The organism is Micromonospora sp. NPDC048040, assembly GCF_055587185.1.
This window is the reverse complement of the sequence record NZ_JBVJGT010000004.1, coordinates 42,910-66,712: the sequence shown is the minus strand read 5'-3', so window position 1 is coordinate 66,712 and position 23,803 is coordinate 42,910. Positions and strand designations below refer to the sequence as shown.

General features: G+C 74.1%; 20 protein-coding genes. 12 read left to right on the top strand and 8 right to left on the bottom strand.

Features of this window, described 5'->3' with window-relative positions; all coding sequences use genetic code 11:
• The first annotated feature begins 51 nt into the window (after positions 1-51).
• The 3 genes from ACZ6O2_RS06865 (at position 52) to ACZ6O2_RS06855 (ending at position 6,228) form a co-directional block, all read left to right on the top strand.
• Positions 52-2,358, top strand: a complete 2,307-nt coding sequence (locus ACZ6O2_RS06865) for an immune inhibitor A domain-containing protein (protein ID WP_466022248.1) — start codon at positions 52-54, stop codon at positions 2,356-2,358.
• Positions 2,359-2,681: 323 nt separating this feature from the next.
• Positions 2,682-5,078: an immune inhibitor A domain-containing protein gene (locus ACZ6O2_RS06860; protein WP_466022377.1), complete on the top strand. Its 2,397-nt coding sequence runs from the start codon at positions 2,682-2,684 to the stop codon at positions 5,076-5,078.
• 217 nt (positions 5,079-5,295) lie between these two features.
• Entirely contained in the window at positions 5,296-6,228 is a 933-nt protein-coding gene (locus ACZ6O2_RS06855; protein ID WP_350701836.1) for an alpha/beta fold hydrolase, read from the top strand.
• A gap of 48 nt (positions 6,229-6,276) precedes the next feature.
• On the opposite strand, the gene ACZ6O2_RS06850 is transcribed toward ACZ6O2_RS06855, so the two are convergent.
• Both ACZ6O2_RS06850 and ACZ6O2_RS06845 read right to left on the bottom strand, forming a co-directional pair.
• Positions 6,277-6,642 (bottom strand): hypothetical protein, encoded by a 366-nt coding sequence (locus ACZ6O2_RS06850; RefSeq protein WP_357452485.1) that lies wholly within the window; start codon positions 6,640-6,642, stop codon positions 6,277-6,279.
• Positions 6,639-9,350: an SseB family protein gene (locus tag ACZ6O2_RS06845; RefSeq protein ID WP_466022247.1), complete on the bottom strand. Its 2,712-nt coding sequence runs from the start codon at positions 9,348-9,350 to the stop codon at positions 6,639-6,641. The genes ACZ6O2_RS06850 and ACZ6O2_RS06845 overlap by 4 nt, the downstream gene beginning before the upstream one ends.
• A gap of 152 nt (positions 9,351-9,502) precedes the next feature.
• On the opposite strand from ACZ6O2_RS06845, the gene mycP reads away from it, so the two are divergent.
• Entirely contained in the window at positions 9,503-10,774 is a 1,272-nt protein-coding gene (gene mycP, locus ACZ6O2_RS06840; protein ID WP_466022246.1) for a type VII secretion-associated serine protease mycosin, read from the top strand.
• A 149-nt stretch (positions 10,775-10,923) separates the two neighbouring features.
• Here the strand turns inward: mycP and ACZ6O2_RS06835 are convergent, their stop codons facing one another.
• Positions 10,924-11,217: a WXG100 family type VII secretion target gene (locus tag ACZ6O2_RS06835; protein ID WP_350701842.1), complete on the bottom strand. Its 294-nt coding sequence runs from the start codon at positions 11,215-11,217 to the stop codon at positions 10,924-10,926.
• A gap of 27 nt (positions 11,218-11,244) precedes the next feature.
• Positions 11,245-11,565, bottom strand: a complete 321-nt coding sequence (locus ACZ6O2_RS06830; RefSeq protein WP_350701843.1) for a WXG100 family type VII secretion target — start codon at positions 11,563-11,565, stop codon at positions 11,245-11,247.
• Positions 11,566-11,789: 224 nt separating this feature from the next.
• Between ACZ6O2_RS06830 and eccE the strand changes: the two genes are divergently transcribed.
• The 4 genes from eccE to rarD all read left to right on the top strand — a co-directional run bounded on the left by eccE (position 11,790) and on the right by rarD (position 15,741).
• Positions 11,790-13,715: a type VII secretion protein EccE gene (gene eccE / locus ACZ6O2_RS06825; protein ID WP_466022245.1), complete on the top strand. Its 1,926-nt coding sequence runs from the start codon at positions 11,790-11,792 to the stop codon at positions 13,713-13,715.
• 128 nt (positions 13,716-13,843) lie between these two features.
• On the top strand, positions 13,844-14,230 hold the full coding sequence (locus ACZ6O2_RS06820) for a phage holin family protein (RefSeq protein WP_350701847.1): 387 nt from the start codon (positions 13,844-13,846) through the stop codon (positions 14,228-14,230).
• 81 nt (positions 14,231-14,311) lie between these two features.
• Entirely contained in the window at positions 14,312-14,812 is a 501-nt protein-coding gene (locus ACZ6O2_RS06815) for a GNAT family N-acetyltransferase (protein WP_350701848.1), read from the top strand.
• Positions 14,809-15,741: an EamA family transporter RarD gene (rarD, locus tag ACZ6O2_RS06810; RefSeq protein WP_466022244.1), complete on the top strand. Its 933-nt coding sequence runs from the start codon at positions 14,809-14,811 to the stop codon at positions 15,739-15,741. The genes ACZ6O2_RS06815 and rarD overlap by 4 nt, the downstream gene beginning before the upstream one ends.
• A gap of 122 nt (positions 15,742-15,863) precedes the next feature.
• Here rarD and ACZ6O2_RS06805 read toward each other — a convergent pair whose 3' ends face one another.
• Together ACZ6O2_RS06805 and ACZ6O2_RS06800 are read right to left on the bottom strand one after the other, a co-directional pair.
• Positions 15,864-16,556, bottom strand: a complete 693-nt coding sequence (locus ACZ6O2_RS06805; protein ID WP_466022243.1) for an anti-sigma factor family protein — start codon at positions 16,554-16,556, stop codon at positions 15,864-15,866.
• Positions 16,553-17,047 carry a sigma-70 family RNA polymerase sigma factor gene (locus ACZ6O2_RS06800; RefSeq protein WP_350702681.1) on the bottom strand — a complete coding sequence of 165 codons (495 nt, stop codon included), beginning with the start codon at positions 17,045-17,047 and terminating at the stop codon, positions 16,553-16,555. The genes ACZ6O2_RS06805 and ACZ6O2_RS06800 overlap by 4 nt, the downstream gene beginning before the upstream one ends.
• 250 nt (positions 17,048-17,297) lie before the next feature.
• On the opposite strand from ACZ6O2_RS06800, the gene ACZ6O2_RS06795 reads away from it, so the two are divergent.
• A complete protein-coding gene (locus ACZ6O2_RS06795; RefSeq protein WP_466022242.1) occupies positions 17,298-19,430 on the top strand; it encodes a PhoX family protein in 2,133 nt (710 codons plus the stop codon).
• 200 nt (positions 19,431-19,630) lie between these two features.
• Here ACZ6O2_RS06795 and ACZ6O2_RS06790 read toward each other — a convergent pair whose 3' ends face one another.
• Positions 19,631-20,413: an IclR family transcriptional regulator gene (locus ACZ6O2_RS06790; protein WP_350701854.1), complete on the bottom strand. Its 783-nt coding sequence runs from the start codon at positions 20,411-20,413 to the stop codon at positions 19,631-19,633.
• Between the two features lie 154 nt (positions 20,414-20,567).
• Here ACZ6O2_RS06790 and ACZ6O2_RS06785 point away from each other — a divergent pair, with 154 nt between their 5' ends.
• From ACZ6O2_RS06785 to ACZ6O2_RS06775, 3 genes are read left to right on the top strand one after another with little or no spacing between them, the layout of a single operon-like run.
• Positions 20,568-21,749: an MFS transporter gene (locus ACZ6O2_RS06785; RefSeq protein ID WP_350701856.1), complete on the top strand. Its 1,182-nt coding sequence runs from the start codon at positions 20,568-20,570 to the stop codon at positions 21,747-21,749.
• A gap of 46 nt (positions 21,750-21,795) precedes the next feature.
• Positions 21,796-22,155 carry a DUF6915 family protein gene (locus ACZ6O2_RS06780; protein ID WP_350701857.1) on the top strand — a complete coding sequence of 120 codons (360 nt, stop codon included), beginning with the start codon at positions 21,796-21,798 and terminating at the stop codon, positions 22,153-22,155.
• Positions 22,152-22,628, top strand: a complete 477-nt coding sequence (locus ACZ6O2_RS06775; protein ID WP_466022241.1) for a hypothetical protein — start codon at positions 22,152-22,154, stop codon at positions 22,626-22,628. Before ACZ6O2_RS06780 ends, ACZ6O2_RS06775 begins: the two co-directional genes overlap by 4 nt.
• Before the next feature lie 46 nt (positions 22,629-22,674).
• Here the strand turns inward: ACZ6O2_RS06775 and ACZ6O2_RS06770 are convergent, their stop codons facing one another.
• On the bottom strand, positions 22,675-23,760 hold the full coding sequence (locus tag ACZ6O2_RS06770; RefSeq protein ID WP_350701859.1) for a polyprenyl synthetase family protein: 1,086 nt from the start codon (positions 23,758-23,760) through the stop codon (positions 22,675-22,677).
• Positions 23,761-23,803: the final 43 nt, after the last annotated feature.

Below are 23,803 nucleotides of genomic sequence, written 5' to 3'. Positions count from 1 at the left end.
GCGGCCTCGGCCGCGCCCGTCATGTAACAGATCCACAAAGGAGGAGGACCTTTGAGGAGACGAGTCACAGCCGGTCTGGCCTCGGCCACGGCCGCGCTGCTGGCGGCGGGAGTCGTGTCGGCGCCGGCCTCCGGCGCACCGGCCGCGGACCCGGCCCCCGGTTCCGACAAGGCGAAGCACCGCAGGGACAACCTCCCCGATCCGAAGGCGGATCAGCAGCGGGAGCTCCGGAAGAAGGCCATCGCCGACCTGCTCTCCGGCAAGGCCAAGCTTTCCACGCGCAACGGCTCGAAGGTCATCCAGGTCAAGGACGACCTGTTCGTGGAGTACCAGCAGGCCCCGAAGACCGACCCGATCTTCACGATGCTGGTCGAGTTCGGCGACCAGACCGACCCCCGGACCGGTGGAGCTGCCGGCCCGGTGCGCAACCAGATCGCCGAGCCGGACCGCAACTGGGACGGCAGCTCGACCGACGACAACAGCACGCTGTGGCGGCCGGACTTCAACCGCGCGCACTACCAGGACATGATGTTCGGTCCGGGTGAGTCGATGCGGGACTTCTACCTGAAGCAGTCCGGCGGGCGCTACACCGTCAACGGCGACGTCAGCGACTGGGTCAAGGTTCCGTACAACGAGGCCCGGTACGGCAGCAACGCCATCTCCGAGGCCGACGGGTACTGGAACTTCGTCAAGGACACCGCGACGGCCTGGTACGAGTCCCAGGTCGCGGCCGGCAAGACGCCGGAGCAGATCAAGCAGTACCTGGCCCAGTTCGACATCTGGGACCGGTACGACTTCGACGGCGACGGCGACTTCAACGAGCCCGACGGCTACATCGACCACTTCCAGGCGGTGCACGCGGGCGAGGGCGAGGAGGCCGGCGGCGGCGCCCAGGGCGAGGACGCCATCTGGTCGCACCGCTGGGCGGCGTTCCCGAACCTGGCCGGCAGCGCCGGTCCGGGCGAGAACAAGGCCGGTGGTGTCCAGATCGGCGACACCGGCATGTGGATCCGGGACTACACCACGGAGCCGGAGAACGGCGGTCTGGGCGTGTTCGCCCACGAGTACGGCCACGACCTCGGTCTGCCGGACCTCTACGACACCGCCGGCGGCGACAACGGCGTGGGCTTCTGGAGCCTGATGTCCTCCGGTTCGTGGCTGAGCCACGGCACGGACGACATCGGGTCGACCCCGGGCTACATGGACCCGTGGTCGAAGCTGTTCCTGGGCTGGCTGAACTACTCGGTGGTCGAGGAGAACAGCGGCACCACCCGGGTCACGCTCGGCCCGGCCGGCGACAGCGACGGGCCGAAGGCCCAGGCCGTCGTCGTCAACCTGCCGGCGCAGACCCAGACCACCAGCTACAACACGCCGTTCGGCGGGTCGTACGAGTGGTGGGGCGGCAGCGCGGACGACCTGAACACCACGCTGACCCGCCAGCTCGACCTGACCGGTGCGACGTCCGCGTCGATCACCGCGAAGGCCTGGTACGACATCGAAGAGGACTACGACTACCTCTACGCCGAGGTGTCGACCAACGGTGGCGCCACCTGGACCCCGCTGGCCAACTCGTTGATCGACGCCGGTGAGACCGGGGTCGACGGCTCGACCAGCGGCGCCTGGGTGGACCTGACCTACGACCTGTCCGCGTACGCCGGGCAGACCGTGCAGTTCCGCTACCGCTACCAGACCGACGGCGGCGTGCACCTCGCCGGCGCGTTCCTGGACAACGTGTCGCTGGTCAAGGGCGGCGCCGTCGCCTGGACTGACGACGCCGAGACGCTGGCCGCCGAGTGGACCGCCAGGGGCTTCACCCGGATGGGCGGCTCGGTGACCGACACGTACCCCCGCTTCTACATCGCGGAGAACCGGTCCTACTTCGGCTACGACGACACCCTGCGGACCGGCGGGTACAACTACGGGTTCAACAACACCCGCCCGAACTGGGTGGAGCGGTTCTCGGTCCAGCCCGGCATGCTGGTCTGGTACGTGAACTACGCGTACGGCGACAACAACACCTCGGAGCACCCGGGCTACGGCCTGAACCTCCCGGTGGACGTCCGGCCGAACAAGATCAACGTCGGTGGTCAGGGCACCATCACCAACCGCCGCAACGGCTTCGACGCCACGTTCAGCCTGTACGCCAAGCCGGCGCAGACCTTCCACCTCAACGGTGTCCCGGTCACGCTCCCGGCGCTCGACCCGAACCCGGTGTTCTTCGACAGCGGGGCGAACAAGTACTGGACGTCCGGCAACCCGTGGAACTCGGTGAAGCTGGCCGGTTCCGGCACCCGGATCGAGATCCTGCAGCAGGGCACCAACCCGACCGACGACATGGTCGTGAAGGTCAGCAACTGACAATCGGGTTACCCGTGGGGCCGGTGGCGGTGACGCCACCGGCCCCACTTTTCGCGTACGTGACCCGGTCCGATCGAGAACGATCTCTTCCGTCCCATCGGGACCCTATGCCCCTGCTCATGACGGTTGATGAACGGCCGGGATGTGACGGTGAAAAGCATTCCCAACAAAACTTTGCAACAAATAGACGAGCGCATCTTCCCAGGGGTCACAGGAGTGTCTATGTTCACCATTGGTCCCACTAGTGGGATCGATCTCCACCGGCCCTTACCCCCGTTGGGCCGGTTCCCTCACACCGGAGGTACCACGTGCGCAAAGTCGCAGTGGGTCTGCTCGGGCTTTCGCTGACGGCGACGGGACTGGCGGTCGGCACATCCGCCAGCGCCGCGCCGCAGCCGAAGTTGCCGACGGCCGCTCCGTCGGTCGCCGAGCCAGCTCATGCCGACCACGACCTGCCGAACCCGCTCGAGGACAAGCGTCGCGCCCTGCGCCAGGAGGGCCTGAGCGACGTCCTCTCCGGCCGGGCCAAGGCGCAGAAGATCAACGGCAGCACGGTCGTCAAGGTCGGCAAGACCCAGGCCGAGGGGGCCACCGCCCGCTCGACCCGGGCCGGCGCCGCCAGCCAGATGGAGGACCAGTACGTCGAGCTCGCCCGCGAGCAGACCGACCGGATCTTCGTCATCCTCGCCGAGTTCGGCAACGAGCGGCACCCGAGCTACCCGGACCAGGACACCGACCCGGCCATCGCAGGGCCGACCCGGTTCGACGGGCCGCTCCGCAACGAGATCCCCGCCCCCAACCGGGCGGTGGACAACTCCACCGTGTGGCAGGCGGACTACAACGCCGACTACTACCGCAAGCTCTACTTCGGCACCAACCCGGGTGACGAGTCGCTGAAGCAGTACTACGAGGCGCAGTCCTCGGGCCGCTACAGCGTCGAGGGCACGGTCACCGACTGGGTGAAGGTCAGGTACAACGAGGCCCGTTACGGCCGGTCGGACGGCTACCCGTGCGCCGACAACGTCTGCACCAACACGTGGGTGCTGGTCCAGGACGCCGCCAACCAGTGGGTCGCCGACCAGAAGGCCGCCGGCCGCACCGACGCCCAGATCGCCGCGGACGTCAAGGCGATGGACCAGTGGGACCGGTACGACCACGACTCGGACGGCAACTTCAACGAGTCGGACGGCTACATCGACCACTTCCAGATCGTCCACTCCGGCGGCGACCAAGCCGACGGCGACCCGTACCAGGGCGAGGACGCCATCTGGAGCCACCGCTGGTACGCCTTCGCGTCCGACCAGGGTTCGACCGGCCCCGTCAACTTCCCGGCCGGCGGCACCCAGATCGGCAACACCGGCGTCTGGATCGGTGACTACACGATCCAGCCCGAGAACGGCGGCCGGAGCGTCTTCTACCACGAGTACGGCCACGACCTCGGTCTGCCGGACGACTACAACGTCGTCAACGGTGGGGACAACAACAACGAGCACTGGACCCTGATGGCCCAGAGCCGGCTCGGCGCCAAGAACGACGCCGGCATCGGCGACCGCGGCGGCGACCTGGGCGCGTGGAACAAGCTCCAGCTCGGCTGGCTCGACTACGAGGTGGTCGTCGCGGGGCAGCAGCGCACCCTGAAGCTCGGCCCGCAGGAATACAACACCGACGAGGCCCAGGGCGTCGTGGTGGTGCTCCCGAAGCGGGAGTACAGCTTCGACAACGGCAAGCCGTTCGAGGGCACCAAGCAGTTCTTCTCGGGCAACGAGGACGACCTCAACAGCACGATGACCCGGACGCTGGACCTCACCGGGAAGTCGTCGGCGTCGCTGTCGATGAAGGGCCGCTACGACATCGAGGCCGGGTACGACTACCTGTTCTTCGAGGCGTCGCTCGACGGCGGCCAGACCTGGACGGCGCTGCCGGGCACGGTCAACGGCCAGCCCCTCCCGGAGATCTCGCCCGGACGTCCGGCCCTGGACGGCAGCAGCAACGGCGAGTGGGTCGACATCAACATCCCCATGGACGCGGCGGCGGGCAAGGTCGCGCAGTTCCGGCTGCGCTACCAGACCGACGGCGGTGTCTCCGAGGGTGGCTTCTACGGTGACGCCGTCACCGTGACCGCCGACGGCCAGACCGTCCTCTCCGACGGTGCCGAGTCCGGCGCCGCCGGCTGGACGCTCGCCGGTGGCTTCGAGGTCGCCGAGGAGACCTACACCCGGGAGTTCGACAACTACTACATCGCGGGCACCCGGCAGTACATCTCGTACGACAAGTACCTGAAGACCGGCCCGTACTTCTTCGGCTACGCGAACACCCGCCCGGACTACGTGGACCACTACGCGTACCAGGAGGGTCTGCTGATCTCCTACTGGAACACCCGCTGGGCGGACAACGACACGTTCGAGCACCCGGGTGAGGGTCGCAACCTGATCATCGACGCGCACCCGCGGCCGATCTACAACCTGACCGGGCAGCCCTGGCGGGCCCGCGTCCAGGTCTACGACGCGCCGTTCAGCCTGAAGAAGGCCGACTCGTTCACGCTGCACCTCAACAGCCAGCCGCAGTACATCCGTGGCCAGGCCGCGCAGCCGCTGTTCGACGACACCCAGCAGTACTGGTACCCGGAGCTGCCGAACCACGGCGTCAAGCTCCCGGCCACCGGCACCAAGATCAAGGTCCTGGAGAAGGACGGCCTCTACACCAAGATCCGCATCTCCTGATCGCCTGATCACGCACCACCCGCACCACGCGATGCCCGGGCAGGCCACCTGCCCGGGCATCGCCCGTTTCCACGGACGCCGGCCGACGACCGCCCCATCCGCCTCGACGAGGGCGACGAGCTGCACCGTCCCCCGACGTGGCCGGCGAGCGATCCCGGCCACGTCGGCCGGGGTCGGCGGCGGAGCCGGCCGGCACCGGGGTCCTAGGCTGTCTGCCATGACCGAGCAGCGTGGCGGACCCGTCGACGAGTCCTGCGTCCTCAGCGAGGGGCCGTGGACGCACCGGTTCGTCGGCGCGAACGGCAGCCGGTTCCACGTCGTCGAGTCGGGCACCGGCCCGATGGTGCTCTTCCTGCACGGCTTCCCCGAGCACTGGTGGGCCTGGCACGAGATGCTGCCGGCGGTCGCCGACGCCGGGTTCCGCGCCGTCGCTGTCGACCTGCGCGGCTACGGCGCCAGCGACAAGCCGCCCCGGGGGTACGACGGCTACACGCTGGCCGCCGACATCGCCGGGCTGATCCGGGCCCTCGGCGAGCGCTCCGCGACCGTGGTGGGCACCGGCATCGGCGGCATGATCGGGTGGACCGTGGCGTCGTTCCACCCGTCGCTGGTCCGCCGGCTGGTGGTGCTCGGCGCCCCGCACCCGCTCCGGCTCCGGGCCGCCATCTTCGCCGACCCGCGCGGGCAGTTCGCCGCCTCCACGCCCACCCTGAAGTTCCAGCTGCCCCGCTACGAACACGTGCTCACCCGGGACGACGCGGCGGCGGTGGAGGAGATGCTGCGCCGCTGGGGCGGGCCGCGCTGGGTCCACGGGCCGGACTTCGAGGCGTACGCCCGGCGGTGCCGGGAGGCGATGCGGATCCCGCAGGCGGCGTTCTGCGCGCTGGAGGGCTACCGCTGGGCGTTCCGCTCGGTGCTCCGCCTGCACGGCTACCGCTTCGTCCGGCTGATGCAGAAGCCGCTGATCACCCCGACGCTCCAACTCCACGGCGCGCTCGACCAGGCGTCCCTGCCGCGCACCGCCCAGGGCTCCGGCCGGTACGTGGTGGCGCCCTACGAGTGGCGGCTCCTGGACGGCGTGGGGCACTTCCCGCACATGGAGGCCCGCGAGGTGGTGCTCGGCGAGATCCTGCGCTGGGCGAAGTCCTGACTCCGACCCGCTGCCGCGCGCGGCTCCGACCCGCTGCCCGCGCGGGCCTCAGACCCGCTGCTCGCGCAGGTCGGCGACCTCGGCGGCGGGCGCCCAGCCCTGGTAGACGCCGAAGTCGAAGACCTCCAGCCCCATCGCCCGCGCGACGGGCCAGCGCCCGCCGGTGTACTCCACCCGCAGCCAGCCGTCGTGCTCGCCGAGGACGATGAACGGCTGCCCCTGCCAGGTGCAGGTCGTCCGCACGTACGCCAGGTCGTCGACCTCGGTGGCCGGGACCACCCGCACGTACCGGCCGGGGCGTACCTCCTCGAAGCCCTCACCCGACTCGGGCTGGTAGAGCCGGACGTCGTCGCCGTCCGGGCTCGCCTGGTACTCCCGGCCGCGCCAGCGGGCCACGTAGCCGTCCCGGATCACTGCGCACCGACCTGTCGCCACAGCAACGCGTCGGTGTCGAGGATGGCGACCACCCGCTCCGTGCCGTCCGCGCCGATCCGCCAGAGCTGCGCGCCGTGCGGCAGCCGGGCGCTGTCCACCTTGAACTCCGCCACCACGTCGCTGCCCTCGCCCGGGGCGAAGCCGTTGCCCCGGAACGGCGGGCGCTCGATGACCCAGCCCTCCATGGCCCGCATGGCGGCCTCGCTCTGCCCGCCGTACGGGATCCGGTAGAGGCTGGGTCGGTGCGCCGGCCAGCGCAGCACGTAGATCTCCTCGGCGTCCCGCGCGAACGGCGAGTCGGGGTGACCGAGGCCGAGCGCGTCGTGCAGCTGCGCCGGGGTGTTCAGGTGGGCCAGCTCGTTGGCCCGGTGCACGAAACCGGAGACCCGGTCGTAGCCCCGCTCCAGGTAGTACGCGAGCTGGCTGGGGGCGACCGCCTTCTGCATCACGATCGGCCGGGCCGGGTCGGGTGCCGCGTAGCGGGGGCGGTTGACCGGCTCCTCGACGGGGGCCGCCGCCTCGCCCTCGGTCCCGGCGTCGTCGCCGAGCCCCACCTCCGCCGCCCAGTTGGCCAGCGCGAGGATCTGCTCGCCGGGCAGCTTCGCCCCGACCGGGCTGCCCGGGTTGACCGCGAACGACCAGGAGGCGTCCGGCCACCGCCGGATCAGCTGGACGAACTTGACCTCGATGGTCTCGGCCGCCGCGTCGGCGCACTCCGCGAGCCGCTCCGGCGAGGTGTGCACCACCACGAACGTGTCGCCGTCCAGCTCCTCCGTACGCCAGACGAAGCCGGGCTCGCCGGGCCGGCTGCCCGGCGCGGAGTCGGCGGCCACCGGCAGCAGCACGCGGGCCAGCAGCAGCGTGGACAGGAACGTGTCGGTGCTGCCGCTCCCGGCGGCGTCGAGCAGGTTCTCCTCGACCTCGTTGGCCGGCTGGAAGTCGACCGGCACGGGCTCGACGCGGGCCGCCGCCGGCCCGGGCGCGGTGTCGGGCGGCGCGGGCACGGTGTCGGGCGGCCCGGGCGCGGTGTCGGGCGGCGCGGGCGCGGTGTCGAGCGGGCCCGGCGCGGCGGCGGGCGGCCGGGACGGGGTGTCGAACAGACCGGGCGCGGTCTCCACCGGTGCGGCTGTCTCCACCGAAGCGGGTGCGTCGACCGCGCCGGGTCCGGTGGCAACGGGGTCGGCGGGGCCGACCGCACCGGCTGCCGTGGCGGTCGGGCCGGCCGGTGCCGTGGCGGCGGGGGCGGTCGGGGCGGGCCGGTCGGGCCGCCGCACCGGCTCGAACAGCGACACGGGTTCCGCAGGGGCATCGTCGGGCGGCCTCGTGAGGTCCCGCGACTCGATGACCGTGCCCTCGATGACGATCGGCGTGAACCCGCGCCGGGGCGCGGGCGGCCCGGAGACCGGCTCGGCGGCCGAGGCCGGCTCCTGCTCCGCGCCGGGCTCCGGCGTGGGCCGGGGGCGCGGCAGGGCCTGCGTCACGTCACCGTCGGGGTCCGGCCGGCGGGCGGCGTACGCCGGTGTGGGGTCGGGGGCGGAAACGCGAAGGTCGCGGGTGACGTCCTCGGCGGACGGGTCCGCCCGGCGCGGCGGCAGCACCTGGGTGCTCTCCCCGCCCGGCACGGCGAAGGCCCGGGTCGGCTCCCCGTCGGCCGGGGCGATCGGGATCGGGTGGGTCGGGCCCTCGGGCACCGGCTCGGCGAGCGGCCGACGCCGGGGGAACGGCTGGCCGCCGCGCGCGAGGCGGGACGGCGGGACGGCCCGCTCGCCGGAGCGCAGCGCCTCCTGCCGCTGGGCGGACGCGCGGCCGGACGCCGGCTCGAAGAAGGACCGGTGGTTGGGCCGCTCCGGGGTCTCGCCGGCGGGACGACCGTTCGTCGGCGAGGACGGCGCGGGGGGCGGGACCGGCCGGCCCTCCGCGCGGTCGCCGAGCGGCACGAACCGGGACGGCGCCGGCCGGTCGGCAGCCACCACGGCGTCGCCGGCCGCCGGGTCACCCTGCTGCGGGCCCGGCCGGTTCGACGGGTACGCGGGCGGGACGGCGGCGCGGGGCGGCTCCGGCGGCCCGGGGCGGGCGGGCGCCGGCACCCGGCCGGCCGTCGACGCCGCCGGGGGCTCGGGCCGGGCGGCCGGGGCGCCGTTGGCCGGGGCGGTACCCGCCAGGGCGGCCCGCCCCGTGCTGCCGGTGGTCGGCCGGGGCTCCGGCCCGTCGGCCGGGTCGCGACCGGTGGCCTGGGCCCGCACCCGGGCGACCGTCTCCGCCCGTTCCAGGCGGGCCCGCGCACCCAGGGTGCGGCCGGGCAGCCGGACGTCGCCGCGGGAGAGCTGGGAGACGAACCAGGCCGGCAGGTAGCCCTCGACGGGCAGGCCGGGGTTCACCGCCAGCCACCACTCGTGGTTGGGCCAGCCGGCAGCCAGGTCGGCGTACGAGGTGCGGCGACCGGAGCCCGCGTTCTCCCCGAGGCAGGCCCGCATGGCCGCGGCGGAGGTGAACGCCAGCACGTGGGTACGACCGCCGGTCGTCCAGGTGCCCCAGCCCAGCGGCGCCTTCCCGGCGAGCGCCTCGGCCGAGACCGGCAGCAGCAGCTCGGTCTGGGCCAGGACGCGGAAGTAGAGCTGCTGGTCGTTGGCGCGCAACGCGTCGCGCATCGCCGCTTCGGCGTCGGTGGCCGGCTCCCAGTCGGTCACGGCCACCCCTCCTCCCGCGAACAGGCCATAGGCATCGCGTACAACCTACAAGGTAGAAACAAGATCACAATGGCTGGCCGGCGGCGGTCCGCACCGTCGCGCCGGAGGCGCTAACATCCCGTCCCGGAGTCGACACGATACGGAGGCGGTCGATGTCCCGGTCCCCCGCGCGCCCGCTCCTGGCAGCCCTGACGACGGCGCTGCTGGCCGCCGCCCCGGCCGCTGCCGCCCGGCCGGCCCGGGCCGCCACGGAACCGGTCACCGTCGGCCGTTCCGGGCCCGCCGCGCTCACCGCGCGGGCGGCCCCCGGCTGCCCGTCCCCGCTCGCCCCGGTCCGGCCGGTGTCCGCGCCGCCCTGGCCCCACCAGCGGTACGCCCCGGAGCGGCTCGCGCCGTTGGCCACCGGGGCCGGGGTGACGGTGGCGGTCGTCGACTCCGGGGTGGACCGCCGCCACCCGCAGCTGGCCGGGCGGGTCCTCGACGGCACCGACCTGCTCGACCCGGGCGGCGACGGCGGCCGGGACTGCGCCGGTCACGGCACCGGCGTGGCGAGCATCATCGCCGCCGCCCCCCGCGACGGGGTGGCGTTCCACGGGCTCGCCCCGGGCGCCCGGATCCTGCCGGTACGGGTCAGCGAGCAGCAGGTCGTCGAGGGGCGGGAGTCGGGGCGCACGGTCAGCGCCGAGGACTTCGCCCGGGCCATCCGCTGGGCGGTCGACCACGACGCCGACGTGCTCAACCTCTCCGTCGTGCTGTACGCGGACAACCCCGCGGTGCGGGCCGCGGTCGGCTACGCGGTCGAGCGGGACGTGGTCGTGGTGGCCGCCGCCGGAAACCTGCACGACAGCGGCGACCCCCGGCCCTACCCGGCCGCGTACGACGGGGTGCTCGGGGTGGGTGCGATCGGGGCGGACGGGGCCCGCTCCCCGTTCTCCCAGACCGGCGAATACGTCGACCTGGTCGCCCCGGGCAGCGACGTGCTGATGGCCGCCCCCGGCCAGGGGCACCACCGGGCCGAGGGGACCAGCTACGCGGCACCCTTCGTGGCGGCCACGGCCGCGTTGCTGCGGCAGTACCGGCCGGAGCTGAGCGCGGCGCAGGTGGCGCAGCGGATCATGGCGAGCGCCGATCCGGCGCCGGGTGGCGGCGAGGGCGGCGGGTACGGCGCGGGGGTGCTGAACCCGTACCGGGCGGTCACCGAGACCGGCAGTGGGGCACCGGAGCGACCGCGCCCGGCCACCGCGCTCGCCGACGACCGGGACGATCCGGCGCTGGTGGCGCAGCAGGCCCGCCGGGCGACGGCCCGGGACCGGGCGCTGCTGGTGGCCGGGGTCAGCGGAGCGGCGGTCGCGGTGGCGGGGCTGCTGGCGCTGGTCGTGCCGCGCGGCGCCCGCCGCCGCTGGCAGCCCGCCGGTCCGGCCTGACGGCGGGCTGCCGCGGGGCCCAGCTCCCGCCGACGCCGGGCAAGCCGACGGTGCCGCGCGCGGGCTCTCCCCCCGGTCGCCCAGCCACGAGCGGGAACGACGGTGGTGGCGCCGACCGGGTCAGGGTCGGCGCCACCACCGGGCGTGGCTCACTGGAACAGGCCGACGTTCTTCTTCTCCGTGTCGAGATAGTCGGCCGCGGAGTCGTCGACCGCGAGCTTGATGTCACGCAGCATGGCCTGCAGGTCCTGCGATGCGGAGCGCCAGCGGCCCTGCCGCTGCTCGTACGCCTGTCGGGCCTCGCCGGACCAGCTCGCCACGAGCGGGGCGGCGTCGCGTTCGAGCTGCCCGAGCTGCGAGTCGAGCGTGTTCAGCGCCCGTTGGATGTCCGCGCTGGCCTGCTGCAACGCGGCGAAGTTGACGACCAGCACACCGTGGTCCATCGGATGTCTCCTCCCCCGAAGACCGGGTCAGAGCGGCAGCTGGATGCCGCCGCGGTTGGTGGTGGACACGCGGCTGGCGGCCTCGCTGTCCGAGACGTCGTACTGCTGACCGGCCGTGCGGATGGCGCCGGCGGTCTCCCGCAGCGCCCGCTGCAGCGTCGCCTGGTCCTGTGCCCACTGCTGCTTGACCTGCTCGAACGAGCGCCCGCCGGCGCCGCGCCAGGCCTGCTGCAACACCTCCAGCTGGGCCATCAGGCTGCTCAGCATGGATTGCAGGGACTGGTCCACCTGCTCGAACTTCGCGGCGGTCTGCTGCATCACCGCTGCTTCTGCCTGGGTCTGGGACACCCGGGACGTCACCTCGTCTCATCGGTCGTGGCTGGCCGTCGGCGCGCCCGCTCACTCGGGCGCCCCGCTCGCGCCGCCCGGGCGTCGAGCGCGGCGGGCGCGGGGTCAGCGGAACTCGTCGCTGACGGTAGCCGTCACGTCGCGGTTCTGCTACCCCGTCGCCATCCCCTGTGGACAACCGCGCTCCCGCTCCCCGGAGCAGGCCCTTACGATGGGCGGCGTCGATGTCGCGGCGAGTGACCGGTCGAGGAGGCACGGTGACGGTGACCACCAGCACGGGCCCGGTCCGGCCGGCCGCGCAGCCGGCCGCCGCCGTCCCCGCCCCCGCCCCACCCGCACCGGCCCGTCCCGCACCGGGGGCGTCGGGGCCCCGCGCCGTCCTGCCGCCACAGTGGATTCCGGCCGCCCGGCGGCGGACCGTCGGCGTCCGGGCCGGTCAGGTCGTCGCCGCGCAGATCGCGGTGGCCGCCCTGGTCGCGGCCGCCGGCCGGGGCGTGCTCGCGGCGCTGGCCGCCGTGGCGCTGGCCGCGACGCTGCTGCCCCTGGCGTGGGTGCGGCTGCGAGGGCGCTGGCTCTTCGAGTGGCTCGCCACCGGCCTGGGCTATGCGACCCGCCGCCGCGCCCTGCCGCCGGCCGCGGGCCCGGCGGCCCTGCTGGACCTGGTCGACCCGGGCGCGGTGGTCCGCCCCGCCGAGCTGGCCGGCACGCCGGCGGCCGTGCTCGACGACGCCGCCGGCATGGTGGCCCTGGTGGAGGTCGGCGACCCGGCCGACCTGCTCGGCGACGGTCCCCGCGCGCTGCCGCTCCCGGCGTCCCTGCTGTCGGCGGCCGCGCCGGACGGGCCGCCGGTCCGGCTCCAGCTCCTGCTGACGGGCGCGCCGGCGCCGACGGTCGGGGCGGGCGGCGGCACGGTCGCCACGTCCTACCGGCAGCTCACCGACGGGCGGCTCGCCGGCCTGGAACAGGCCGTCCTCGCCGTGCGGGTGCTCCGCGCCGAGGGCTGGACCGGCGAGGAGCTGCGGCGGGCGCTCTCCGGCGCCGTACGCCGGATCGTGCGCCGGCTCGGGACGGTCACCGCCCGCCCGCTCGGCGAGCACGCGACGCTGCGCGTGCTGGCGGAGTCGGCCCACCACGACGACCATCCGGCGCGGGAGTCCTGGCAGACGGTGCGGGCGGGTGACCTGCTCCAGACCACGTTCCGGCTGCGCCGCTGGCCCGACGCGCGCACCGACGCCGGCCGGCGGCTGGTGCCCCGGCTGCTCGCGCTGCCCGCGACGGCGACCACGGTGTCGCTCTGCGCCGGGCCGTGGGCCGGCGCCGACCCCGCGTCGGCGCCGACCGAGGTGGCCGTACGGCTGGCCGCCGCCACCCCGGCGGAGCTCTCGGTCGCGGCCCAGGCGCTGCGCCGGCTGGTGGCCGAGGCGGGCGGCGAGGTGCACCGGCTCGACGGCGCGCAGCTCGACGGGCTGGCCGCCACGCTGCCGCTCGCGGTGGCGGGGGCGCCGGGGCCGGGGCCGGCGCCCGACGCGTTGGAGCTGACCGTCGGCGAGGCGGGGCTGATGGTCGGCACGAACCGGCACGGCGGCGCGGTGACCGTCCGACTGTTCCGGCCGGAGAGCACCCGGGTGATGCTCGTCGGCGGGGTACGCGCGGCGCAGCTCGTCGCGCTGCGGGCCATGGCGCTCGGCGCCCGGGTGGTGGTGCAGACGGCGCGCCCCCGCAGCTGGGAGCCGTTCGTGCGGGGCGTCGGCACGCCGGGCGCGATGATCCCACTGGTTCCGCCGGGCCGGCCGGTGGGCGGCGGACCGGGCTCGCCGCTGTGCCCGCTGCTGGTGGTCGTCGACGCCGGCCCCACGCCGGCCGACCCGGAACCGGGCCCCGCGTGGCGGGCCACGCTGCTGGTCCGCGACGAGCTGACCCCGGCCGACGCCGACGCGCTGGGCCGGGCCGACCTGGCCGTGCTGCAACCGCTCAACCCGGCCGAGGCGGCCCTGGCCGGCGCCGCGTTGGGCCTCGGCGGGTCGGCGGAGTGGCTGACCCGGATCCGGGACGACATGGTCGCGGTGGTCAACCGGCGCGCGCTGCGCTGGGCGCTGCTCTCGCCCACCCCGATCGAGTCACAGCTCATCGGCCGCCCCTCCCGCCGCTGACCGGCGCGCCGCTCGCCGCTGACCCGGCGCGCCGCTCGCCCGGCGGCCGGCCGCGGATCCGGCTTCCCGAGGCGGTCCGGCGATCTCGTGGGTTCCGCGCGTGGCGCGTCCGTGGCACGATCCCCGCCATGGGATTCCTCAAGGGGCTGCTGATCCGGCTGGCCAGCACGGCACTGGCCTTCTGGCTGGCCACGCTGCTCATCCCGGGCATCACGCTGGAATCGGAGTCCGCCACCGACGCGGTCACCACGCTCGTCCTCGTCGCGGCGATCTTCGGCGTGGTCAACGCGGTGCTCCAGCCGGTCATCAAGACCGTCGGTTGCGGCTTCTACCTGCTGACCCTCGGGCTGATCGCGTTGGTGGTCAACGGGCTGCTGTTCCTGCTCACGAGCTGGATCGCCGACCAGGCCGGGCTGCCCTTCCACGTCGACAGCTTCTGGCCGGAGGCAGTGCTCGGCGCGCTCTTCGTCGGGATCGTCACCTGGATCCTCGGCGCCGTCCTCGATCGGGACTGAGCCGCACCGCCGCGGGGCGGCCGGCCAGATGCCGGGAACTGGCCGCTCAGCGGGCCGAGTCGCCGGGCTAGTGTCACCAGGGTGACCACCCTGACCCGCCACGACGGCTACCTGCTGAGCACCGACCCGGACCGGATCGACCTGGACCGCGTGCACCACTGGCTCTCCACCGACGCGTACTGGGCGATCGGGCGGGACCGGGAGACGGTGGCGCGCGCGTTCGCCGGGTCGGTGGCGTTCGGCGTCTACCGCCCCGGCGACGGGCGGCAGGTCGCCGTCGCCCGCGCGGTCACCGACGGGGCCACCTTCGCCTGGCTCTGCGACGTCTACGTCGACCCGGGCGAGCGCGGCCGGGGGCTGGGCACCTGGTTGGCCGGCGCGGTCCGCGACCACCTCGCCGGCCTGGGCGTACGCCGGATCCTGCTGGCCACCTTCGACGCCCACGAGGTGTACGCGAAGGTGGGCTTCGCCCCGGTGGCCGATCCGCACCGCTGGATGCAGCTCGACCAGCGGGACCAGCCGATGGGACCGGCCACCGGCAAGGAACCAGGCGGCCAGCCGCCCCTTACGGTGGAGGCGTGACGCCACTTCGCCTCGGCTACCTCTACGGTTTCGGCGCGTACCTGCTCTGGGGCTTCTTCCCGCTCTACATGAAGCTGCTGCGCCCGGCCGGGCCGATGGAGATCCTGGCCCACCGGATCGTCTGGTCGGTGGCGTTCGTCGCCCTGCTGCTGGCCGCGATGCGCAACGTCGGCTTCCTGCGGACGCTGCTGCGCCGACCCCGCGCGCTGGCCGGCGTCGCCGCGGCCGCCGCGCTGATCGCGGTCAACTGGGGCACCTACATCTACGGCGTCAACTCGGACCGGGTGGTGGAGACCGCCCTCGGCTACTTCATCAACCCGCTGGTGGTGGTGCTGCTGGGCGTCACCGTGCTGCGCGAGCGGCTGCGTCCCGCGCAGTGGCTGGCGCTCAGCATCGGCGGGCTGGCCGTGGCGGTGCTGACCGTCGACTACGGCCGGCCGCCCTACCTGGCGCTGGTCCTGGCGCTCAGCTTCGCCGGCTACGGCCTGGTCAAGAAGCGACTCGGGCTGCCCGCCGCGGAAGGGCTCTTCGTCGAGTCGGCGGTGCTGGCGCTGCCCGCGCTGGCGTACCTGGGCTGGCTCACCGCCGGCGGCGACGCCACCTTCGGGCACGTCTCGGTCGGGCACACCGTGCTGCTGGTGGCGGCCGGCGCGGCGACCGCGATCCCGCTGCTGCTCTTCGCCGGGGCGGCGAACCGGCTCCCGCTCACCGGCCTCGGCATGCTCCAGTACCTCGCCCCGATCCTCCAGCTCGGCTGCGGCGTGCTGATCTTCCACGAGCCGATGCCGCCGGCCCGGCTGGCCGGCTTCGCCCTGGTCTGGGCCGCGCTGATCGTCTTCACCGTCGACGCCCTCCGCCACTCCCGCCGCACCCGCGCCGCCACCGTCGCCGCCCGCCACACCGCCCCCACCCCCGCCACGACCCGCTGACCCCACCCCCGCCCCTCACCCCTCGCGATCTTGTACTTCCTGCCCCGGCACAAGGGACATGCCTCGCATCTATTGGGCACAAAGTGCAAGATCGACGGCGCGGGGGCGGGGCGCGGGGCGGGTCAGCGGACGTCGTAGGCGAGGACGGGGGTGCCGTCGGCGCGGAGCAGCTCCAGCCGGACCAGTTCGGCGTCGGTGAAGCGGGTCGCGCCGGTGATCCGCAGGTCGTCGCCGGGGGCGGCGAGCCAGGAGCCGACCTGCTCCGTCGCGCCGTCCGGGCCGTGCGCCACCAGCCGGAAGGTGTACGCCTTGGCGTAGCCCGTCCTGGCGACGTACCCGCAGCGCATCCGCACCTCGGTGCCCCAGCCGGTGCTGGTCAGGGCGATCTCGGCGTGCACCGGCACGGTGCCGGCCACCGGCTGCATGGTGACCATCCGCACGTCGCTGGGCGGCGGGGTGGCCGCCTCGCGGGGCAGCACCACGGCGGTGCCGACGCCGACGACCAGGGCCAGCGCGGCGGCGGCGAGGGCGGTGAGGGCGTACCGGCGGCGGGCGGCCGACCGCTCGCGGCGCCGGCGGTCGCCTGCGGCGGTGAGCAGCTCGGACACCCGGGGGTTCTCCGGCGACGGCAGGAACTGCTCCAGCCCGGCCGGATCGAGCCGGCCCAGCAGGCCGGGCAGAACGGCGATCTCGGCGACCGCCTCGCGGCACGCGGCACAGCCGGCGAGGTGCCGCTCGTAGGCCGCCCGTTCGGCGGGGGCCAACGCACCCAGCACGTACGCGCCGTCGTCGTGCGCGAAGTCGCACCGGGTCATGCGGTCACCCCCATCTCGGCAAGGACCAACCGTAGTGAGCGCAGGGCGTAGTGCGTCCGGGACTTCACGGTGCCCGGCGGCACGCCCAGCCGGGAGGCCGCCTCGGCCACCGACCGCCCCTGGTAGAAGCACTCCACCAGCACCTCCCGGTGGGTGGGGCTGAGCCGGTTCAGCGCCTCGGCGACGGTCCACGCCTCCACCGCGCGTTCCGCCTCGTCCACCGTCTCCGGGGGTTCGGGCAGCTCGTCGGTGAAGACCTCGCCGACCCGGGTGGAGCGGCGCCGCCAGGCGTCGATGGCCAGGTTGCGGGCGGTGGTGAAGAGCCACGCCCGGACCGAGCCGCGCTCCGGGTCGAGCGACTCCGGGTGCCGCCAGGCCCGCAGCAGCGTCTCCTGCACCAGGTCCTCGGCCCGCTGCCGGTCACCGTTGACGAGGCGCAGGGCGTGCGCGTAGAGCGCCTCCGCGTGCTCGTCGTGCAGCGCGCGGAGCAGTTGGGCGTCGTGGTCGCTGATGGCGGTCTCCTCGCTCTCGGCGCGACTCCGACAGTGGCGTTCGCACGGGAATACGCGCCGTCACCCGGATCGGTTCAGCCGCAGGTCATCGTGGCAGTCCCGGCGGAGGTGTTCACGCCCGGTTCACGCCGCCGCCGACGCCCGCTCACCGGGTCCTCCTACCGTCCGGCGGGTACGCACGCCAGCGGCTGTCCGGCGTGCACCGACCCCCCTCCAGGAGGCTCCTTCCATGAGCGACCGTCCCCGGCTGCTCCCGTTGCTGGGCGCCACCCGCCACGGCAGCCGCGACGCCATGACCTGTCTGTACCGGTGCGGCAACGCCTGCGACCACCCGGTGCCGAACACCTCCGACAACGCGTACTTCGGCGACGTGGTGGGCGCGGAGGTCTCCCGGCGCGGCGTGGTCCGGGCCGGCGCGGTCGGCGCGCTGGTCCTCGGCTTCGGCGGCGCGGCGGCCGGCGCGCTGGCCGGCGCCGCCCCCGCCACGGCCGCCCCCGCCGCGGCTGCCCCCGTGGTGCCCGAGGGCGCCGGCTTCGGCCGCCCCTCCGGCGGCGTCGGCAGCGGCGCGCTGACCTTCAAGCCGGTCCCGCCGAACACCCTGGACACCTTCGTCGTCCCCAACGGGTACGACCACGCCGTCGTCATCCGCTGGGGCGACCCGGTCGTCCCGGGCGCGCCCGAGTTCGACCTGCACGGCCAGACCGCCGCCGCGCAGGCCAAGCAGTTCGGCTACAACAACGACTTCGTCGGGGTGCTGCCGCTGGACGGGCGCGGGCAGCGGGCGCTGCTCGTGGTCAACCACGAGTACACCAACGAGGACCTGATGTTCCCCGGCTTCAAGAGCCAGGACGCGCTGACCGTGGAGCAGCTCCGGGTCGCGATGGCCGCGCACGGCATGTCCGTGGTGGAGCTGGAGCGGGTCGAGGGCACCGGGCAGTGGCTGCCGGTCGCCAAGGGCCGCCGGCCGTACAACCGGCGGATCACGGCGCTGGCCACGAAGTTCGAGCTGACCGGGCCGGCCGCCGGTTCGGCCGCCCTGAGGACCGCCGCCGACCCGAAGGGCCGCACGGTCGTCGGCACCCTCAACAACTGCGCCGGCGGGGTGACCCCGTGGGGCACGGTGCTCTCCGGCGAGGAGAACTTCAACCAGTACTTCGTCGGCGGCGACGGCGCGCCGGAGGCGGACAAGCCGAAGCTGGCCCGCTACGGCATCACCACCACCGCCCGCTACCCGAGCGGCAGCCGCAAGTGGGAGCGCGCCGACGAGCGGTTCGACCTGGCCAAGCACCCGAACGAGGCCAACCGGCACGGCTGGATCGTGGAGATCGACCCGTTCGACCCGGAGAGCCGCCCGCGCAAGCACACCGCGCTGGGCCGGTTCAAGCACGAGGGCGCGAACGTCATCGTCGCCGCCAGCGGGCACGTGGTCGCGTACATGGGCGACGACGAGCGGTTCGACTACCTCTACAAGTTCGTCTCCGACAAGAAGTTCATGAAGGGCAACTCCTGGGTCGCCCGCAGGCACAACCTGACCCTGCTGGAGTCGGGCACCCTCTACGTCGCCCAGCTGGAGCAGACCAGCGCCGGCGAGATCGACGGTTCCGGCAAGCTCCCCGCCGACGGCGCGTTCAACGGCCGGGGCCGCTGGATCAAGCTGGTCAGCGGCAACCGCTCGTACGTCGACGGGATGACCGCCGCCGACGTGCTGACCTTCACCCGGCTCGCCGGCGACAAGGTCGGGGCGACCAAGATGGACCGCCCGGAGGACGTCGAGCCGAGCCTGCTCACCGGCAAGGTGTACGTGGCGCTGACCAACAACACCGACCGGGGCAAGGCCGGCAAGCCGGCCGCCGACGAGGCCAACCCGCGCAACCTGAACAAGCACGGTCAGGTGCTGGAGCTGGTCGAGGACCGTGGCGACAACTCCGCCGAGACGTTCGCCTGGTCGCTGCCGATCGTCTGCGGCGACCCGGCCGACCCGTCGACGTACTTCGGCGGGTACGACAAGGCGGCGGTCTCCCCGATCTCCTGCCCGGACAACGTGGCGTTCGACGCCACCGGGAACCTCTGGATCTCCACCGACGGCAACGCGCTGGGCAGCAACGACGGCCTCTTCGCGACCGCCGTCGAGGGACCGGAGCGGGGCCACCTGAAGCAGTTCCTGACCGTACCGGTGGGCGCGGAGGCCTGCGGCCCGTTCATCACAGGGGACAACCGCTCGGTCTTCGTTGCCGTACAGCACCCGGGTGAGATCAGCGGCGCGTCGGTCGAGAAGCCGGCCTCGAACTGGCCGGACGGCGACTACGCCAAGCCCGGCGTGGTGGTGACCTGGCGTCTCGACGGCGGGCCGGTCGGCAGCTGACTCCTCCTCGGGCGGTCCGGCGCTGGACCGCCACCGAGGGCCCTCTCCCAGCCGGGGTGAGGGCCCTCGGCCGTTTCCGGGCACGGCGCGCCCGTCGCGGCGGAGCCGGGCCGGGTCGGGTCGGCGGAGCCGGGCCGGGCATGGCCGACGCGGCGGAACCGGGCCGGGCACGGCCGGTGCGGCGGTGCCCGTCGGCCGGGTCAGCTCTCCGACGCCAGGCCGTCGGCGATGGCCCGGGCGGCGGTGAGCAGCTTCGCCCGGACCACCCGGGCGGAGGTCATCATCTCGCTGGCCGGCAGGGCACAGGCCAGCACCACCCGGCGCTCCATGTCCTTGTCGGGGCTGACCAGCACCGCGGCGCACGCCACCCCCTGCCGGAACTGCCCCAGCTCCAGCTGCATGCCGCGCCGGTCGCCGGCGGCCAGGTCGGCCTCGAACGCCTCCGTGCTGGTCAGGGTGGCGGAGGTGAACGGGCGCATGCCGTACTCGCGCAGGTAGCGGAAGCGCTGCTCGGCGGTCAGCGTGGCGAGCAGGGCCTTGCCCAGGGCGGTCGCGTGCGCCCCCTCGTCGAACCCGGGCACCAGGTCCTCCAGGTAGGGCGAGCGGGGGCCCTCGGCGACGGCCGTGACGGCCACCTGACCGCCCACGAACCGGCCCAGGTAGTGGCTGTAGCCCGTGTCCACGGCGGCCCGGCGCAGGCTCTCTCCGACCGCCGGCGGCCCCCGGAACGCCGTCACCAGCTCGCGGTAACGGTCGGCCACCTCCAGGCCCACGATGTACGTGCCGTCCTCGCGCCGGATCACGTAGCCCTCGTAGGCCAGGGTGCGGACCAGGTGGTAGGTCGTCGCCACGGTCAGCTCACACCGCCGGGCGATCTGCTTGACGGTCAGCCCCTTCGGGGCGCGACCGACCGACTCGAGCACTCGTAGCGCGCGGGACACGCTCCGGATGAGATCCGAAGGTTCCGCCAAGGGGTCGCGCACAACCACCTCCGCCGCCGGGGACTTACACCATATGAAATACAGGCCCGGTGCGAAATGCCTGTTCGGGTGGAGGATGCCAGATCGTGGCGGACAGCGCGTACCCGCATCGGCACTATGCGTGACCCGAGGCGACCTCGCGTAGGTTTGCCGCACCATGACCCGCCCCGCGCTCCACCCCGCCCCGGACGCCGCGCCGCCCCGCCCCGCCCGGGCCGCCGCCGGTGCCGTCGCCGTCACCATCGCCTCCGTGCTGCCGGTCTTCCTGGTCGGCGGGCTCGCCGTGCAGCTGGGCGACGACCTCGGCTTCTCCCCCGCCGGGCTGGGCCTGGCCGTCTCCGTCTACTTCGGGGTCGGCGCGCTGGCGTCGGTGCCCTCCGGGAGGCTCGTCGACCGGTACGGGCCGGCCGTGGTGGCCCGCTGCGCCATCCTGCTCTCCGCCGGGGCGATGCTCGCCGTCGCCGCCCTCGCCCGGTCGTACGCCGTGCTGGTGGGGTTGCTGGCGCTCAGCGCCGCCGCCAACGCCCTCGGCCAGCTCGCCAGCAACGCCGCGCTGGCCCGGCACGTGCCGGCGCGGCGGCAGGGGCTGTCATTCGGGGTGAAGCAGGCCGCCATCCCCGTCTCCACCCTGCTGGCCGGCGCGGCGGTGCCGACGGTCGCGCTGACCGCCGGCTGGCGGTGGGCGTTCGTGGTGGCCGCCGGGGCGGCCCTGGCGGCGCTGCCCGCCGTACCCGCGCGGGAGCCCCGCCCGGGCCGGACGGCCGCACCCGCCCGCGCCGGCCGCGCCACGGCGGCCCTGCTGGTGGTCGGGGCCGCCGCGATGCTCGCCGCGGCGGCCGCGAACGCGCTGGGCACCTTCGTGGTGGACTCCGCCGTCGACCGGGGGCTCACCCCCGGACTGGCCGGGCTGACCCTGACCCTCGGCAGCGCGGTCTGCGTCACCGCGCGGGTCTGTGCGGGCTGGCTGGCGGACCGCCGCCCCACCGGGCACGTGGCCGTCATCGCCGGCATGCTCGTGGTCGGCGCGGCCGGGCTGGGCCTGCTCGCCGTCGCCGGCCCGGCACCGCTGGTCCTCGGCGTGGTGCTCGGCTTCGGCCTGGGCTGGGCGTGGCCGGGGCTGATGACGTTCGCGGTGGTCCGGCTGCACCCGCAGGCCCCGGCCGCCGCCACCTCGATCACCCAGACCGGGGTGTACGCGGGCGGGTGCCTCGGCCCGCTGGGCCTCGGGACGGTCGCCGCCCACGCCGGCTACCCCGCGATGTGGCTCACCGCCGGGGCGGCCATGCTGGCCGCCGCCGCCCTGATGCTCACCGGCAGCCGGCTGCTCACCCGCCACTGAGCGGGCCGGGCCGATCCTGTCGGTGCCGACGGCTAGTTTGTCGATCATGAATTCGTGGCACCACGCGCAGTCGGCGGCGCGCAAGTGGGGCGGCACCCCGGAGGACTACCTGCCGATCGAGGAGTTCATCGACTCCTCCAAACAGATCATCGGGGACGTCCGGCACCGCGCGATGTACCACCACACCGCCGGCATCTACCTCTGCCAGCGGATCTTCGGCGACACCCTCCAGGTCGGCCGCAAGCGCGTCCCGGTCCGGCTGATCGCCGAACGGCACGTGCTGGAGGACCTGGGCTGGCTGCCCAGCCCCGCCGACTACCTCGACGGGATGCCGATCCGCCCCTGGATGTCCGGCGCCCGGCGCAAGGACCTGCCCCTCTCCACCCTGCTCGGAGGCGACCAGTGAGTCACGTCAGTTTCCTCGGCATCCCGGTCGAGGGTGAGATCACCCAGGGCCACCGGGTCCCGCAGCGGCCCCTGGAGGAGCTGCGACCGCTCCTGCGCGCCCTGCTCGACGACGAGGCCGTCACGGAGTTCGGCTGGCGGCAGTTCACGCCCTACTTCAACGACGGGGAGCCGTGCGTCTTCGGCGTCCAGGACGTGTGGGTACGCACCACCGCCGACGGGCCGCAGGCCGACCCGGACGACCTCTGCGTGGGCGAGTACGCCGACCGGCACCCCAGCCTGGGCGGTTGGGCGTCCTCGAGGCGGGACACGTACCGAGGGCACGACGAGGCCCGCTACCTGCGCGCGTACGCCTTCGCCGAGGCCCTCGAACAGGGTGGTTTCGACGACGTGCTCCTGGAGACGTTCGGCGACCACGCCGACGTGATCGTCCGTCGAGCGGGAATCCAGGTCCAGTCCTACGAGCACGACTGACCGGCGGCCCCGGGCCGCCCCGCCCCGGGGCTGCCCGGGACGGGCGTCAGCTCGTGCGGTCGGCGATGTAGTCGCAGAGGGATTCCAGGGCGCGGCGGGCCGGGCTCTCCGGGAGCGGCGCGAGCTGCTCCCGGGCCTCCTCGGCGTAGCTGCGGACCGTCTCCCGGGCCCGCTTGAGCGCCGGGCTCTCGCGGAGCAGGCCGAGCGCCTCGGCGTGCAGGTCGTCGTCGGTCAGCGGGCCGGTGGCCAGGATCTCCCGCAGCCGCACCGAGGCGGCGTCGGCGTCGTCCGAGGCGAGCGCGTAGAGCACCGGCAGGGTCGGCACGCCCTCACGCAGGTCGGTGCCGGGGGTCTTGCCCGACTCCACCGACTCCGAGGCGATGTCGAGCAGGTCGTCGGAGAGCTGGAACGCCACCCCGATGGTCTCGCCGTAGCCGGCCAGCGCCTCGATGTGCTCCGGGGCGGCGCCGCCGAACATGCCGCCGAAGCGGGCCGAGGTGGCGATCAGCGAGCCGGTCTTCCCCGCGATCACGTCCAGGTAGTGAGCCACCGGGTCGTCGCCGGGGCGGGGGCCGACGGTCTCGGCGATCTGGCCGTGCACCAGCCGGGCGAAGGTGCGCGCCTGGAGGCGTACGGCCTCGATCCCCAGGTCGGCCGCGATGTCGGCGGCGCGGGCGAAGAGGTAGTCGCCGACGAGGATGGCGACCGAGTTGGTCCACCGGGAGTTGGCGCTGGGCGCCCCCCGGCGCACGGCGGCCTCGTCCATCACGTCGTCGTGGTAGAGCGTCGCCAGGTGGGTGAGCTCCATCACCACCGCGGCCGGCACGACCTGGGCGCTGGTCGGGTCGCCGAACTGCGCGCCCAACGCCACCAGCAGCGGCCGGAACCGCTTGCCGCCGGCCTCCACGAGGTGCCGGGCGGCCTCGGTGACGAACGGGTCGGCACTGGCCACACTGGCCCGCAACTCGACCTCGACACCCTCCAGCAGGCCCAGCACGGACGCCTCGACGCGGGGATCGGCGAGATAGAGGCCGAGCGCGCCGAACTGACTCGTGCTCACCCTGGTCCGACGGCCGCCGGACCCGATGGCACTTGAACGCTCGCCAGCCGGATTCACCACGCCTTCAACCATGCCACACCCCTCCGACCTGCCCGGGACGGGGGATACGGCGCGG